The organism is Streptomyces sp. NBC_00576 (assembly GCF_036345175.1).
GTDB lineage: Bacteria > Actinomycetota > Actinomycetes > Streptomycetales > Streptomycetaceae > Streptomyces.
In genome coordinates, this window is the sequence record NZ_CP107780.1 from 9,364,544 (window position 1) to 9,379,402 (window position 14,859).

The following is a 14,859-nucleotide window of genomic DNA, read 5'->3' on the forward strand; positions in this document are numbered from 1 at the left end:
TCACACCCAACCCGACTACTCCCTTACGACTACGAGAGTCCGCCATGTACGAGCTGTCCCGGGTCCGCCTCTACTCCATCGGTCCTGCCGGTGCGCGCTACGCCGACACCGTGCTTGACCTGCGGGGTGTCGGTGAGCCGGTGCCCGACCCCGCGCCCACCCAGGCGGAGTTCTTCGAGGACGAGCCCGTCGGACCGCCGCGCCGGCCCGCGCCCGCGGGCGTGCTCTTCCTGGAGAACGGCGGCGGCAAGTCCGTACTCCTCAAGTTGATCTTCTCCGTGATGCTGCCGGGGCACCGCAACACGCTCGGTGGTGCCAGTTCCGGTGTGCTGCGGAAGTTCCTGCTCGCCGACGACTGCGGGCATGTGGCCCTGGAGTGGCAGCACACGCTCACCGGCGAGCTGGTGGTGGTCGGCAAGGCGAGCGAGTGGCGGGGGCGGCAGGTCTCCAACGATCCGCGGAAGTTCGCCGAGGCCTGGTACTCGTTCCGGCCCGGCCCGGGGCTGAGCCTCGACAACCTTCCCGTCGCGGAGTCCACCGCCGTACGGCCACCGGTCGAGGGAGCCTCCGGGGCCCAGGGGCGGCGCCGCACGATGAAGGGCTTCCGGGACGCGATCACCGAGGCGGGCAAGGCGTATCCGCATCTCGAAGTGCACTGGGAGGAGATCCACGACCGGTGGATCGAGCATCTGGGGGAGCTGGGTCTCGACCCCGAACTCTTCCGCTACCAGCGGGAGATGAACGCCGACGAGGGTGAGGCCGCCGGCCTCTTCGCGGTCAAGAAGGACTCGGACTTCACCGACCTGCTGCTGCGCGCGGTCACCGACACCCGGGACACGGACGGGCTCGCCGACCTGGTCGGCGGCTTCGGCAACAAGCTGGGGCGGCGGTCCGAACTGATCGCCGAACGGGACTTCACCGCCGGGTCCGTGGACCTGCTCGGACGGATCGTCGAGGCCGCGGAATCGCGTTCCCGCGCGCGGGACATCCACGTGGGCGCGGAGCGGCGGACTCGCACCCTCGCCCGCCGACTGTCCGCGCGTGGCGTCCAGGAACGAGTCCGGGCCGGCGATCTCGCCCAGCGGGTCACCGCCGCGGCGTACGCCGTCACCCATTCGGAGGGCGGGCGGGAGCACAGCGCGCTGATCGCCGCCGAACTCGCCTTCCGGCACGCCTCCCTGGCCCTCGCGGCGGCGGAGAAGACGGCAGCCGCGCAGAAGCGCGAACTCGCCGACGCGCGCACCATGCACTCCGCCTGGCAGGCCGCCGAGGTCGTCCTGCGGCACCGTGCCGCCGCCGACCGCTCCGCGCGCGTGGCCGTCGCGATCCGCGAGGCCGAGCGGGACGCGGCCCCGGCCCTCGCCGCCCGCGCCAAGGCCGCCGTCGACCTCGTACGGGCGCTGCACTCGGCCGCGGAAGGCGCGGAGGCGCTCGCGAACGAGGAGGAGGAGCGGTCCGCCGCCCTTCAGGAGATCGGCGAGGCCGCGCACCGGGACTCGACCGGGGCCGCAACCGAGGCACAGCGTGCCCGCAGCGAGGTCGGGCATCTGCGCCAGCGGCTCAGCGAGGTCGAGCAGGAGACCGCCGAGGCGGTGCGCGCGGGCTGGCTCGACGACAGCGCTCCCGACGCGGACCCGGCACGGGCCGCGCTCGCGGCGAGCGACGCCGAGAAAACAGCTGTCGAGGCCTGGGACACCACCCGTGAGGCATCGAGGCGCGCCTCCGAGCACGCGCGTGAGGCGGCGTCCGCAGAGTCCCGCGCGGAGCTGACCGCGGCCCGCGCGGCGGATGCGGCCACGGCAGCCGAGCACGCGTTCGACGCCGAGCGGCGCACCGCCGAGGCCCTGGCGGGAGAGGAACGCCTCGCCGAGCTGCTGAGCCTGCCGTCCGTCGGCGGTGCACGGCAGCGAGGCCGGGCCGCGCTGCCGCACCAGCAGAGTGCGAGCGACCGCAGCGGTGGCGGGACGTCGGTCGCGCGTGGCGGTGCCGATGCGGGAGCGGCCGAGGGCACGACCGGGTCGGGTGGGAAGGGCGCCCCTCATACCGTCGACGAAGGTCCCCTGACCTCCGAGGAACTGGACCGCTTCGCCGACGAACTCCACGAGTTGCTCGACGACGGCGTCACCTCCGCCGAGCGGCAGCTCTTCGAGCTGCGGACCGCTGCGGCCGACGACGCCCGCATCCTCGGCGCGCTCGGTGACGGCGGACTGCTGCCGCCCGGCCCCGACGTGCTGGCCACCGTCGAGTTCCTCGGGGAGCACGGCATCCCCGCGCTGCCCGGCTGGCGCTATCTCGCCCAGGCCGTGGATCCCGCCGACCACGCGCGCGTGCTGGCCGCCCGCCCCGAACTCGTCGACGGCGTCATCATCACCGACCCCGGGACGCACGCGCGTGCCCGCGAGGCCCTCGCCGAGGCGGCCCTGCTGCCCCGGTCGGCCGTGGCGGTCGGTACGGCAGCCGCCCTGCTCGCCCCCACGCCGGCCCCTGGACCGGGCGACGGCGACGTGTTCCTCGTACCGCCGAATCCGGCCATGCACGACGAGCACGCCGCCGACGAGGAACGGCAGGCGCTGCGGGGCCGGGCGGGCGAGCGGGAGGAGGAGATCCGCACGCTCGCGGCGCGGCTCGGAAAGGACCGGGAGCTGGCCGCGCGGCTCGCCTCCTGGCGTACGGGCTGTCCGGCCGGGCGGCTCGTCGAGCTGGCCCGGGCCGCGCAGGACGCGCGTGCCTTCGCCGAGGAGACCGAGGCCGAGCTGGCCGAGGCGCGGACGGTCCGGGCCGAGGCCGACGAGGTGGCGAGCGAGGCGTCCCGGGTGCGGGACGAGAGGCAGGAGGCCGCCCAGCGGGCCCGACGTGCCGCCGACGCGCTCGCCGGACTGGCGTACCGGCTGCGCGAACGCGCGGGCTGGCAGGTCAAGGTGCGTGAACTGGCCGATGAGGCCATCGAGTCGGAGGCCCGTGCCCAGGTCTGCCTGGAGCGTGCCCGGTCCGCGGACGAGGACCGGCGCGCCACCCAGCGCGCCGCCGACGACGCGCGCCGCACGGCCCGCGCCCTGCGCGCCGAGCGCGCGGAGATCGCGGGCGCCCCCGATGACGTACCGGAAGCAGACGAGGAGGCCGCGAAGTCGTCGCTGCCCGCCCTCCGCGAGGCCTACCGGGCCGCTTCCCAGCTGTACGAGAAGGTCGGCGTCGGAGCCGACCTGCGGGCGGAGCAGGCTCGGTCCGAGAGCGAGGAGAGCGCCAGCCGGGCGGACCTGGACCGGCTGAGCAACAAGGTGCGAACGCGCGCCGAGCAAATGTTGCAGTCGCCCGACGGATCCGACGGACCGTCCCGGCAGGCTGCCTCCGCGCGGGCCGAGGAACTGGTGCAGCTCCTGGAGACCCGGGTGTCCACGGCCAGCGAGCAGCTCGGCCGACTGCGCGGCGAGGCCGAGCGCCACGCGCCCGAGGACCGCGAGGCGCACACCGAGCTGGCCGAGGAACTCGTCCCGCGCGACGCCGAGCACGCCCAGGCCCTGCTGCGCACCGCCACCGCCGAACTCGCCTCCCGTACCGAGGCGTTGACTCAGGCCAGAGAGGCGCACGCCGAACTGCTCGGCGCCCACCGGGCGGCCGAGGACGCGGCCTCCGGGTTCGACGAGATCGCCGCCATGCTCCGCGACCAGCTGCGCGAGCACACCCCCGACGACGAGCAGGAAGCCCCCGAGCCCTACCCCGGCAGCCCCGAGGAGGCACGGCAGTCGGCCGCCGAGGCCCGCCGCTCCCTGCGCGGCTGCGCCGCCGACCTGTCCGCCGCCGAAGGCGCTGTGCGCGAGGCGAGCGACATCCTCGTACGGCATGCCAACTCCACGCGCTACGAGGCGGTGCGCACCCCCGCCCGCCAGCAGATCCGTGAACTGCCCGCGTCTGCGCTGCCCGAGCACGCGCAGAAGTGGGCGGATGCCTTCGCGCCCCGACTCCGGGTGCTGACCGACGAGTTGGCACAGCTGGAGCGGAACCGGGACTCGATCGTGGACCGGCTGCGCGGGCTGGTGGAGTCGGCGCTGGCCACCCTGCGGTCCGCACAGCGGCTGTCCCGGCTGCCCGAGGGGCTCGGCGAGTGGTCCGGGCAGGAGTTCCTGCGCATCCGGTTCGAGGAGCCCGACCAGGCGACGCTGACCGAGCGGCTCGGCGAGGTCATCGACGAGGCGACCCGGGCGGCCCTCAAGAAGAACTCCGACCTGCGCCGGGACGGAATGTCCCTGCTCCTGAGGGGAGTCGGCGCCGCGCTCCAGCCCAAGGGCATCGCCGTCGAGATCCTCAAACCCGACGCCGTACTGCGCGCCGAGCGTGTACCCGTCGGGCAGATGGGCGACGTGTTCTCGGGCGGCCAGCTGCTCACCGCGGCCATCGCCCTGTACTGCACGATGGCCGCACTGCGCAGCAACGACCGGGGCCGCGACAAGCACCGGCACGCCGGCACGTTGTTCCTCGACAACCCCATCGGGCGCGCCAACGCGACGTACCTGCTGGAGCTCCAGCGAGCCGTGTCCGACGCGCTCGGCGTCCAACTCCTCTACACCACAGGCCTGTTCGACACGACCGCGCTCGCCGAGTTCCCCCTCGTCATCCGCCTCCGCAACGACGCCGACCTCCGCGCGGGCCTGAAGTACATCCGTGTGGAGGAACACCTCCGACCGGGGCTGCCGCAGCAGGCCCCGGCCGGGGAGGGAGACGCCGTGCACAGTGAGATCACGGCGACGCGAATGTTCAAAAGGCCGGCGCCGGCAACTCCCTGAACTCGCAGTCACCCCCTGCCGATGGCCCCTCTAGGCATCCTCTTTCAAAAGGTCAGCGCACTTCTCGCCGATCATCATCGTCGTGATGCACGGATTCACCGACACCAGATCCGGCATCACCGACCCGTCGGCAACCCGCAACCCCGTGACCCCCTTGACGCGCAGCCGTGCGTCCAGCGGCGCCGAGGCGTCGTCCTCCGCGCCCATCTTCACAGTGCAGGCCGGGTGGTAGACGGTGTTGTGGGTCTTGCGGATGTAGTCCAGCAGCTCCTCGTCCGTCCGGACATCCGGCCCGGGGGCCAGTTCCGCCCCCGCCCAGCCGCTCAGCGCGGGCTGGGCGGCGATCCGGCGCGCCAGCTTCAGTCCGTACGTCATCACGCGCGCGTCGTGCTCGTGCGTGAAATACCGCGGATCGACCTTCGGCTTGTCCCGGTAGTCGCGGCTGCGCAGCTTCACCGTGCCCCGAGACTTCGCCCGGGTCACGTTGGGAGTGAGACAGAACGCGTTCTCCGAGGTCGGATAGCCCCAACGAGCCGTGTTCATGTCGAACGGCACCGAGCCGTAGTGGAACATCAGGTCGGGCCGGTCCAGGCCCGGTTCGGTGTCGTAGAAGATGCCTGCCTCCCACCACTGACTGGATGCCGTGGTCATCGGCTGCTTGGCGTCCCACATGATGACGCCCTCGGGGTGGTCCTGCAGGTTCTCGCCGACGCCCGCCGAGTCCACGACCACCTCGACGCCGACCTCGCGCAACTGCTCGGCCGGTCCGATACCGGACAGCATCAGCAGCTTCGGGGTGTCGATCGCACCGCACGACACGATGACCTCGCGGCGCGCCCGTACGGTCCTGGTGTGGATGAGATCCGGGTCGAGGTACTCGGCGCCCACGCACCGGCGCCCGTCGAGCACGAGCCGCTTCGCCCGCACCCCCGTCCGTACCTCAAGGTTCGGCCGTCTGCCCATGACAGGGTGGAGATAGGCGACGGAGGACGACTGGCGGATGTTGTTCTCGTCGGAGTTGATCTGGAACCAGTTGGCTCCGCGGACCACCGTCTCGCCGGTGTTGAAGGGGGTGGTCGGGATGCCGGCCTGCGCGCACGCTTCCAGGAGGGCGCTGCCGCACGGGTCCTCGCTCTTCAGCGTACGGAGCTTCACCGGGCCGGTGCGGCCGTGGTGGTCGCCAGGGCCGTCGTTGGTCTCCAGACGCCGGTAGAGCGGGAAGAGGTCGGCTGCGCTCCAGCCCGTACAGCCTGCCGCCGACCAGTCGTCGAGATCCTCGGCCGGGGCCCAGAAGGCGATGCAGGAGTTGTGGGACGAGCAGCCGCCGAGCACCTTCGCGCGGGCGTGCCGCATGAAGCTGTTGCCGCTGGTCTGCGGCTCGACCGGGTAGTCCCAGTCGTAGCCGGACTCCAGCAGGCCCATCCAGCGCTCGAGTCTGAGGACGTCGTCGTCGCCGACGTCGCTCGGGCCCGCTTCCAGCACGCACACCGTGACGGCCGGGTCCTCCGAGAGCCTTGCCGCCACCACGTTGCCCGCGGTGCCACCGCCCACCACCACATAGTCGAACTCGTCAGTGTTCATGAGTGACTGGCCCATGATTTGTTGGTCCAAGTGGGGTTGGTCCATGGGTGGTTGACCTCCTTCAGTCGGCCGCCGGGGCGGCGAGGGGAGCGGCTGGCGCGGCCGGGGCCTCCTCAAGACGGTGTCCGGCGAGCACACCAGTCCGGTGCCGCTGGACGAACCAGTAGTAGGCGAAGCCGCCACCCGCGATGACCGCGACGAACAGCACGGCACCCCACTGGAGGTACCAGTGGAAGGGGGCGGTGGCGTTGTAGACCGAGGCGCGCGGCCAGATCAGGTTGGTCGTCATGGCGGCACCCCAGATCACGGCCCCGATGTTGACGAGCAGGCCCCATCGGCCCAGTGAGAACTTGCCGTCGCCGGCCGGCTGCCATCTGCCGCGCAGCCGTGCGACCAACATGGGTCCGGTGACGCCCAGATAGGCGAGGTAGATCATGATGATGCCGATGCTGGTGACGACGGTGAAGATCTGCGGCTGGCGGATGTTGACCACCAGGATCGCCAGCGACAGGACTCCGACGATCACGGCAGGTAGTACCGGCGTCTGGAAGCGCGGGCTGACCTTCGCGAGCAGTGAGGACGCGGGCAGGTTGTTGTCGCGGGCCATCGCGAACGCCAGCCGGATCGCCGCCGTGTGGACGGCGAGCGCGCAGACGGTGACCGCGATCAGCACGCACCACAGCATCGCCTTGCCGGCCGTCGACCCGAGCACATCGAGCACGACGTACTGCAGACCGTCCGTGGACAGCTGTTCGCCCTTCAGGCTGGAGACGCTCATCAGGGCGAGGAGAAGGATCAGGCCGCCGAGGACGAAGGAGGCGACGATCGCCCGGATGATGGCGCGTGGCGCGTTCCGGGACGGGTTCACGGACTCCTCGCCGAGCGAGGCGGCCGTGTCGAAGCCGTACATGACGTACGCGGATGCCAGCGAGGCCACCAGGAACGCGCCGAGGTAGCCGGCGCCGTGGCCCGCGCCCGTGCCGTTCGTCTCCAAGACCACCTGCGGACCGCGGGTGATGTGCACGGCGAACAGGACGATCAGTACGACCGTGGCGACGAGCTCGATGAAGACACCCGCCGTGTTGATAGTGGCCATCAGCTTGACGCCGAAAGCGTTCACCACCGTGGTGAACAGGATCAACACCGCGGCAAGGATCACCGCGTTGGTCGCCACGTCGTACTTGCCGGTGCCGTCCCCGACGATCTGGAACACGCTGGAGATCTGCGGCAGGGTGAGCTGGTAGGCGAGTGCCACCGCCGAGATCGACACGATCGAGGCGATCAGCATCATCCAGCCGGCGAGCCAGCCCAGGTGCGGATTGCCTATCTTCTTCGACCAGTTGTAGACCGAGCCCGCCACGGGATAGCGGGCGGCCAGCTCCGCGAAGCAGAGCGCGACCATGAACTGGCCGGCGAACACCATCGGCCACGACCACCAGTAGGAGGGACCGCCGCTGCCGTAGCCGAAGTAGAACAGCTGGAAGGTGCCGGTCAGGATCGAGATGTAGCTGATTCCGGCCGCGAAGGTGTGGAAGTTGCCGAGGGTGCGCTTGAGTTCGGGCTTGTAACCGAACTCGGCGAGTTCGGCGTCGTCCGTCGGTTCTGGGCCTGTTGGTTGTTCGGTCGTTGCCATGAGCGGACTCCTGGTGAGCCGGGGAGTGGGAGGGAGCGGCTCGGTGCGGGTGCCGGAATCAATGGGGGCGCACATTCAAGACGCACACAAGGGAGGCGACGTACAAGGGAGGTGATGTACAAGGAAGATGGCGCACCAGGGCTACGAGAACCAGCCCTGCGGCGAAGGATCGGTGTTCCGCCAGATGTGCTTCGCCTCGCGGTACTCGGCGAGCCCCGAGGGCCCGAGTTCGCGGCCGAAACCGGACTGCTTGTAGCCGCCCCACTCGGCCTGGGGGACGTACGGGTGGTAGTCGTTGATCCACACCGTGCCGATCCGCAATTTGGCTGCGACCCGCTGTGCCTTGGCCTCGTCGGTGGTGAAAACGCCCCCGGCGAGCCCGTAGACGGTGTCGTTGGCGAGCCGGACCGCTTCCGCCTCGTCCGTGAACCGCTCCACGGTGAGCACAGGACCGAACGACTCCTCCTGTACGACGGTCATCCGGGCGTCGCACTCGTCGAGTACCGTCGGCGGGTAGTAGAAGCCGTCGTCGAGCCCCTCGGGACGAGCCCCGCCGCAGCGCAGCACCGCACCCTCGGCCAGGCCCTGGGCGACATACGCCTCGACCTTCGCGCGATGCGCCTCGGAGATCAGCGGGCCGGTCTGTGCGTCTTCGTCGAACGGGCCTCCGAGCCGGATCAGTTGGGCCCGCCGGACGACCTCGTCGACGAACCGGTCGTGCAGCGAGTCCTCCACCAGCAGCCGGGCCCCGGCCGAGCAGACCTGCCCGGAGTGCAGGAACACAGCGGTGAGCGCCATGTCGACGGCCGTGTCGAAGTCGGCGTCGGCGAACACGATGTTGGGGTTCTTGCCGCCGAGTTCGAGCGCGACCTTCTTCACGGTGCCCGCCGCGGCGGCCATCAGACGGCGGCCGGTCTGGAGTCCGCCCGTGAAGGAGAGAAGGTCGACGTCCGAATGGTCGCCGAGCGGCGCGCCCGCCTCAGGGCCGGCACCGAGGACGAGGTTGGCCACACCCGCCGGCAGTCCGGCTTCCGCCAGGAGCCGCATCAGGTGGATCGCGGTGTGCGGGGTCAGCTCGCTCGGCTTGAGGACGAAGGTGTTGCCCGCCGCGAGCGCCGGGGCGACCTTCCATGCCGTCTGGAGCAGCGGATAGTTCCACGGAGTGATCAGCGCGCAGACACCTACCGGCTCGTACACGACCCGGCTGTCCACGCTCGGCGAACCCGTGTCGATGACCCGCCCGGTCTCGCCGCCCGCTAGACGACCGAAGTAGCGGAAGCAGTTGACGATGTCGTCGATGTCGTAGGCGCTCTCCACCAGTCGTTTTCCGGTGTCGAGGGACTCCGCGCGGGCCAGCTCGTCCTTGTCGCGGACCATGAGGTCGGCGACGCGCAGCAGCAGCTCACCGCGCTCGCCGGCCGGCGTACCCGGCCACGGGCCCTCGTCGAACGCATGACGGGCGGCGGCGATGGCCTCCACCGTGTCCTTGGCGGCCGCCTCGTCGACGACACCGACGAGAGAGCCGTCGGCGGGACAGCGGATCTCACGGGTGCGCTCGTCGAGTGCGGATCTCCACGCTCCGCCGATGAAGAGTTCGGGCATGTTCTCGTTCCTCCTGGTCAGCGCCGTACCGGAGACTCCCTTGTGGCTGAGCGCCTCCCCGGCCGACCGTGGTTCATGCCGAATGTGATCTTCGACACGCCTGGCGGAGTCGGAGTGCTCGGCGCGCCCGGCGGGAGGGAGCGCTTCCGTCAGCGATCCCCGCGTCCGGCACCAGCACACCACCGTTCCGCCACGCCCGCGATGCCATCGCAGGTCGCGCCTGACCGCAGGAATCGAAAGTCCGCTCGACGGCTGAAGTCTTCGGTGATCAACTTCTGCGCTGCGGTGCTCACGCTGCGGTGCTCGCTCTGGGGAGCGCGACGGCCCTGCGGCCACCCGCACTCCTCGCGCGAGCCTGCCCAGCTGCGTTCCTCTGGGAGGCTTACCCGCCCATGTCCAAGGCCCTCAGAGATGCGACAACTGACTGGAACCGCCGCCCTGACTGTGTATCCGCTCCTGGGTCCGGGCGGTTGCCCGCGCCTTGCGGCGCTCGCGTCGCAGTGCCCGTGCCGTGCTGCTCGGGGTCGACACCACGCCGTTGCGCTGCTTCCAGACCTGGCGTGTCACCCACACGTCGAGCGCGGCCCAGGTGGCCACCACTGTGCTGGCCACGCTGCTGAGCAGCGTCGGGAAGGCCAGCCAGGAATCGGCCAGCGTCGACAGGAAGGCCACCATTGCCTGGATCAGCGTGACGGAGATGACGAGCACTGCCCGCACAGCCGCCGTGCGCACCGGATCCGGCAGCCGACGTCGACGCGCGGGCTCCTCCACCCATAGCTGTCGGTATGAGGGCTGCGCCTCCGCCCTGGCTGGGGCGGGGAGTTGCTCGGCCGACGCGGTGGACGGCTCGATGCCGTCGGCGCCCCTGCCGCCGCCTATGTCCCGACCGATGCTGATGCTCCTTGCGTCCCCGTGCACCACTAAGGGCGCCACAACGCCGTTCCCCAGAACCTCGCGTCGTTCCGCCGTGCCCATCACGTGTCACTCCCCACCGCCCAGCAGACCGCCCGTCCCGGTGTCGGTGACACCGGCTCCCCAGTGGTTGCCCGGCTTGCGTTGTTTTACGCCGCCTGGATGCGGGATGCAGATCCTGCTGCCGCTTCCGCCGCCCATTCCCTATGTACAAAGACGAACGGCGTGTCTCGATGATTCCCATGAAACGACAAAATCCAGCCAAACGGCCAAGTTGGCCGACGGTCGGCGTCCTGCGGTCGATGCCGGATTCGAGGAGGCAATCTCCCGTAATGATCGGACAACTCGTCATGTCTTGCCGGGAGGACAGAAGTTCAGCCTCCGGACAGGTCTTCGAGTTATCTGTGTGTCAGTAGTAGGCTCACGCCGATTATTGACGCACATGTGTACCCCCGCGCCGACGGGGGCGAGCTGGGGGAGGCCATGCGCTTTCGCGGGAAGTCCATCCGCCGGAAGATCGTGGCACTGCTTCTCGTGCCGCTGGTGTCCTTGACCGCGATCTGGGGCTTCGCCACGGTGCTCACGGGGCGTGAGGCGGCCGAGCTGTTCAACGTGTCGTCGATCGTGGAGAAGGTCAGTTACCCCACCGAGGACGCTGTGCGCGTGCTTCAACAGGAGCGCCGCCAAACCCTCGTCTATCTTGCCGATCCCCGTGCCTCCGACGCGCTGGCTGCTCTGCGGCGCAGCCGTACCGCCACCGATGACGTCTTCGACAAGATCCGCGACAACGCCGACAAGTCCGACGTGCGCAACTCGATCAGCGACAGCGACAGCGAGCGCCTCACCGCCGTCCTGGAGGCGTTCGACGGCATCGACCCACTGCGCCGCAGCGTCGAGGAAGGCACCGTCACCCGGTTCCAGGCCCTCGATCTCTACAACCGCCTGGTCGACCCGTGCTACGCCCTGCTCGCCAACCTGCACGTCATCGACAACCTGGAGATGGACAAGCAGGCCCGCGCCCTTGTCAACATCGCCCGGGCGCGCGAACTGCTCTCCCGTGAGGACGCCCTGCTCGGCTCGGCTTTGGTCGTCGGCAAGCTCTCCCGGGACGAATCCCGTGACATCTCCGACCTCGTGGCGCAACGCGCCGTCATGTACGACGTCAGCCTGCCTCTGCTCCCGCTGTCGGACCGCGCACGCTACGAGCGGTTCTGGAAGAACGCCTCCAGCGCGCCGCTCCGCGTGGCCGAACAGGCCGCCATCGGCGCCGAGTCCGGTCACCCTCGGGGCGTCACCGCGAAGAGCTGGGACACCACCGCCGGTGACGTCCTCGACGAACTCCGCACACTCAACGACCAGTCGGCCGACCGCTATCAGGACCGCGTCCGCCCGGTCGTCATGGGTGTCATCGTCAAAGTCGTCATCGCCGGCGTCCTCGGACTGGTCGCCCTGCTGTTCTCGCTCGTCCTGTCCGTACGCATCGGCCGCACCCTCATCCGTGACCTGCGCCAACTCCGCCTGGAAGCCCACGAGGCATCCGGTGTGCGGCTGCCCAGCGTGATGCGCCGTCTGTCGGCCGGCGAACAGGTCGACGTGGAGACCGAGGTCCCGCGCCTGGAGTACGACAAGAACGAGATCGGCGAGGTCGGTCAGGCCCTCAACACCCTGCAGCGCGCTGCCGTCGAGGCCGCCGTCAAACAGGCCGAACTCCGCGCCGGAGTCTCGGAGGTCTTCGTCAACCTCGCCCGGCGCAGCCAGGTCCTGCTGCACAAACAGCTCACCCTGCTGGACACCATGGAACGCAGGACCGAGGACACCGACGAACTCGCCGATCTGTTCCGCCTCGATCACCTCACCACGCGCATGCGTCGGCACGCCGAAGGCCTGGTGATCCTCTCCGGAGCAGCCCCCTCCCGACAGTGGCGCAAGCCCGTCCAACTGATGGATGTCGTACGCGCCGCCGTCGCCGAGGTCGAGGACTACGAGCGCATCGAGGTCCGCAGGCTGCCCCGGATGGCCGTCACCGGCCCGGCCGTCGCCGACCTCACCCACCTTGTGGCCGAACTTCTGGAGAACGCCACGGTGTTCTCGCCCCCGCACACGGCCATCCAGGTTCTGGGCGAACGTGTCGCCAACGGGTTCACCCTGGAGATTCATGACCGGGGCCTGGGCATGGCGGCCGAAGCACTTCTCGACGCCAACCTGCGGCTCGCCGAGACACCCGAGTTCGAACTGTCCGACACGGACCGACTCGGCCTGTTCGTCGTCAGCCGGCTCGCCCAGCGGCAGAACGTCCGTGTCTCCCTCCAGCCTTCCCCGTACGGCGGCACCACGGCAGTCGTCTTCGTCCCCGACGCACTCCTCACCGACGACATCCCTGACACCAACGGGATCGGCTTCCGCCTCGACCGCGCCCAGCCCTCCAAGGAGGCCGAGTTCGAGGGGAGCCGCAGGGCCGCCCTCACACAGGCGCCCGTGCGTCTCCCCGGCCTGCCCCCCTCGCTCATCGACGGGCCGGTCGAACTGGAGGCGCCGGTCGACCTGGACGCCCTCAACGACTTTCCCGGCCCGTTCGACGACGCGGACAGCGAACACGGCGTACTTTCCCGGCCACGCCGCTCGTTTACCGGGGCGACGGGTGGTACGAGCGGCTTCCCCAGCGAGGAGCACCAGCCGCCCTCCGGAGGCTGGGGGGCACGCGACCCCGAAAGTGCGGCCGGCCTGCCGGGCGACCCCGTGGCACTGCCGCGCCGGAGGACACCCAAGCTGGTCAGCTCCCACGGTCGTCCAGTCACGGAACAGTCGCCCCGGCGCATGCCGTCCTCGACGGACGAGCAGCCGGTGGAGAGCGAGGGTTCGACGGGCCCGGACACGCTGACCCCGCTCCCGGCCCGCCGCCGGGGCGAGACAGCGATCCGCCGCGGCACTGACGCGGACGACAGCTTCGGCGATCGCACGGAGTCCCCGGCGCGGGGGTGGGACCGCAGCGGCGAAACCATCGGCCGGGGCTCCGACGACCGCAGGGATCCAGCGGGCTCCAGGACCTTCACCGACCGTACGGAACCGTCTGCCTCGCGCTTCGGCGACCGATCCGGCAGCCACCGTCCTGACGCGCCCGCCCGGGGAGCCGGGGGGCTGTCACCGGAAACCCCGGCCCTCCCGCAGCGCGATCGGTGGGGTGGCTCCGGCGGGACTGCCGCCGGCCCCGGTGCGGCCGCCGACCCCGCGGCGTCCGGCACAGCAGGGCTGCCCCGCCGCGTACGGCAGGCCAACCTGGCTCCGCAGCTGAGGGACGGCCCGGAGCGGCGCGCCGAACGGATGAAGCCCCGCACCCAGGACGGGGCAGACCTCTTCGACCGCGACGCAGACGAGGTTCGCAGCCGCATGGCCTCCCTGCAGCGTGGCTGGCAGCGTGGTCGTGAGGAGAACGCCGTGGGCGACAGCGCCCAGGACGGCACAGCACAAGGAACGGATAAGGGGGACGGTCGATGACCGCACCGAAGGCGACCGGCCAGACCGCGAGCGACAAGGCGTCGGGCGAGCTCAACTGGCTCCTCGACGACCTCGTCGACCGGGTCGCCAGCATCCGCAGAGCGCTCGTGCTCTCCGGCGACGGACTGCCCACCGGGGTTTCCAAGGACCTCAGCCGGGAGGACAGCGAGCACCTGGCCGCCGTCGCCTCCGGTTTCCACAGCCTCGCCAAGGGCGTGGGACGTCACTTCGACGCCGGTAATGTCCGCCAGACGGTCGTCGAACTCGACGACGCTTTTCTGTTCGTGACGGCAGCCGGGGACGGCAGCTGCCTGGCCGTGCTCTCGGACGCCGACTCTGACGTGGGCCAGGTCGCCTACGAGATGACTCTTCTGGTGAAGCGTGTCGGTGTGCATCTGGCGGCTGCTCCGCGCACCGATCTGCCCGCGGGCGGGTAGTGGAATGACATGAGCGGAGACGGGCAGCCCAGAAGCCACTGGTTCGACGACGAGGCCGGACCGGTCGTCCGTCCGTACGCCATGACGCGAGGCCGCACCAGCCATTCGGCCCAGCACCGCCTGGACCTGATCGCGGTGGTCGTCACGGAGGCGCACGCGGACGACCCGGAAGCAGACCACACGCTGTCCCCGGAGCACGTGGACATCGTCGAACTCTGTCGTGACACCCCCCAGTCGGTCGCCGAACTCGCCGCCGAACTCAATCTCCCCATCGGCGTGGTGCGGGTCCTCATCGGGGACCTCGTGGACGAGGAAATGGTCCATGTGACGCGTCCCGTACCCCCCGCCGAGCTCGTGGACGAGAGTATTCTGCGCGACGTGATCAACGGCCTCCGAGCGCTCTGAACAGCGCGGAAGCGGGGTA

The 14,859-nt window shown here is 70.3% G+C and carries 8 protein-coding genes; 4 read left to right on the forward strand and 4 right to left on the reverse strand.

The genetic code is table 11. The features are described 5' to 3' along the window. Nucleotides 1–44 precede the first annotated feature (44 nt). The gene (locus OG734_RS40925; RefSeq protein WP_330292442.1) at nucleotides 45–4,778 is read left to right on the forward strand and encodes a hypothetical protein; all 4,734 of its coding nucleotides are present in this window, start codon (nucleotides 45–47) and stop codon (nucleotides 4,776–4,778) included. Nucleotides 4,779–4,808: 30 nt separating this feature from the next. On the opposite strand, the gene OG734_RS40930 is transcribed toward OG734_RS40925, so the two are convergent. The 4 genes from OG734_RS40930 to OG734_RS40945 all read right to left on the reverse strand — a co-directional run bounded on the left by OG734_RS40930 (nucleotide 4,809) and on the right by OG734_RS40945 (nucleotide 10,569). Then, on the reverse strand, nucleotides 4,809–6,359 hold the full coding sequence (locus tag OG734_RS40930) for a GMC family oxidoreductase (protein WP_330292443.1): 1,551 nt from the start codon (nucleotides 6,357–6,359) through the stop codon (nucleotides 4,809–4,811). A gap of 61 nt (nucleotides 6,360–6,420) precedes the next feature. After that, on the reverse strand, nucleotides 6,421–7,992 hold the full coding sequence (locus tag OG734_RS40935) for an APC family permease (protein ID WP_330292444.1): 1,572 nt from the start codon (nucleotides 7,990–7,992) through the stop codon (nucleotides 6,421–6,423). Nucleotides 7,993–8,133: 141 nt separating this feature from the next. Continuing rightward, the gene (locus OG734_RS40940; RefSeq protein ID WP_330292445.1) at nucleotides 8,134–9,594 is read right to left on the reverse strand and encodes an aldehyde dehydrogenase family protein; all 1,461 of its coding nucleotides are present in this window, start codon (nucleotides 9,592–9,594) and stop codon (nucleotides 8,134–8,136) included. A 405-nt stretch (nucleotides 9,595–9,999) separates the two neighbouring features. Then, entirely contained in the window at nucleotides 10,000–10,569 is a 570-nt protein-coding gene (locus OG734_RS40945; protein WP_330293972.1) for a hypothetical protein, read from the reverse strand. A 420-nt stretch (nucleotides 10,570–10,989) separates the two neighbouring features. Between OG734_RS40945 and OG734_RS40950 the strand changes: the two genes are divergently transcribed. Genes OG734_RS40950 through OG734_RS40960 form a run of 3 tightly spaced genes read left to right on the forward strand, consistent with a single transcriptional unit; the run spans nucleotide 10,990 to nucleotide 14,840 of the window. Then, complete coding sequence (locus OG734_RS40950; RefSeq protein ID WP_330292446.1) at nucleotides 10,990–13,998, forward strand: sensor histidine kinase; 3,009 nt, start codon at nucleotides 10,990–10,992, stop codon at nucleotides 13,996–13,998. After that, the gene (locus OG734_RS40955) at nucleotides 13,995–14,435 is read left to right on the forward strand and encodes a roadblock/LC7 domain-containing protein (RefSeq protein WP_318318697.1); all 441 of its coding nucleotides are present in this window, start codon (nucleotides 13,995–13,997) and stop codon (nucleotides 14,433–14,435) included. Before OG734_RS40950 ends, OG734_RS40955 begins: the two co-directional genes overlap by 4 nt. 9 nt (nucleotides 14,436–14,444) lie before the next feature. Further along, a complete protein-coding gene (locus OG734_RS40960) occupies nucleotides 14,445–14,840 on the forward strand; it encodes a DUF742 domain-containing protein (RefSeq protein WP_330292447.1) in 396 nt (131 codons plus the stop codon). Nucleotides 14,841–14,859: the final 19 nt, after the last annotated feature.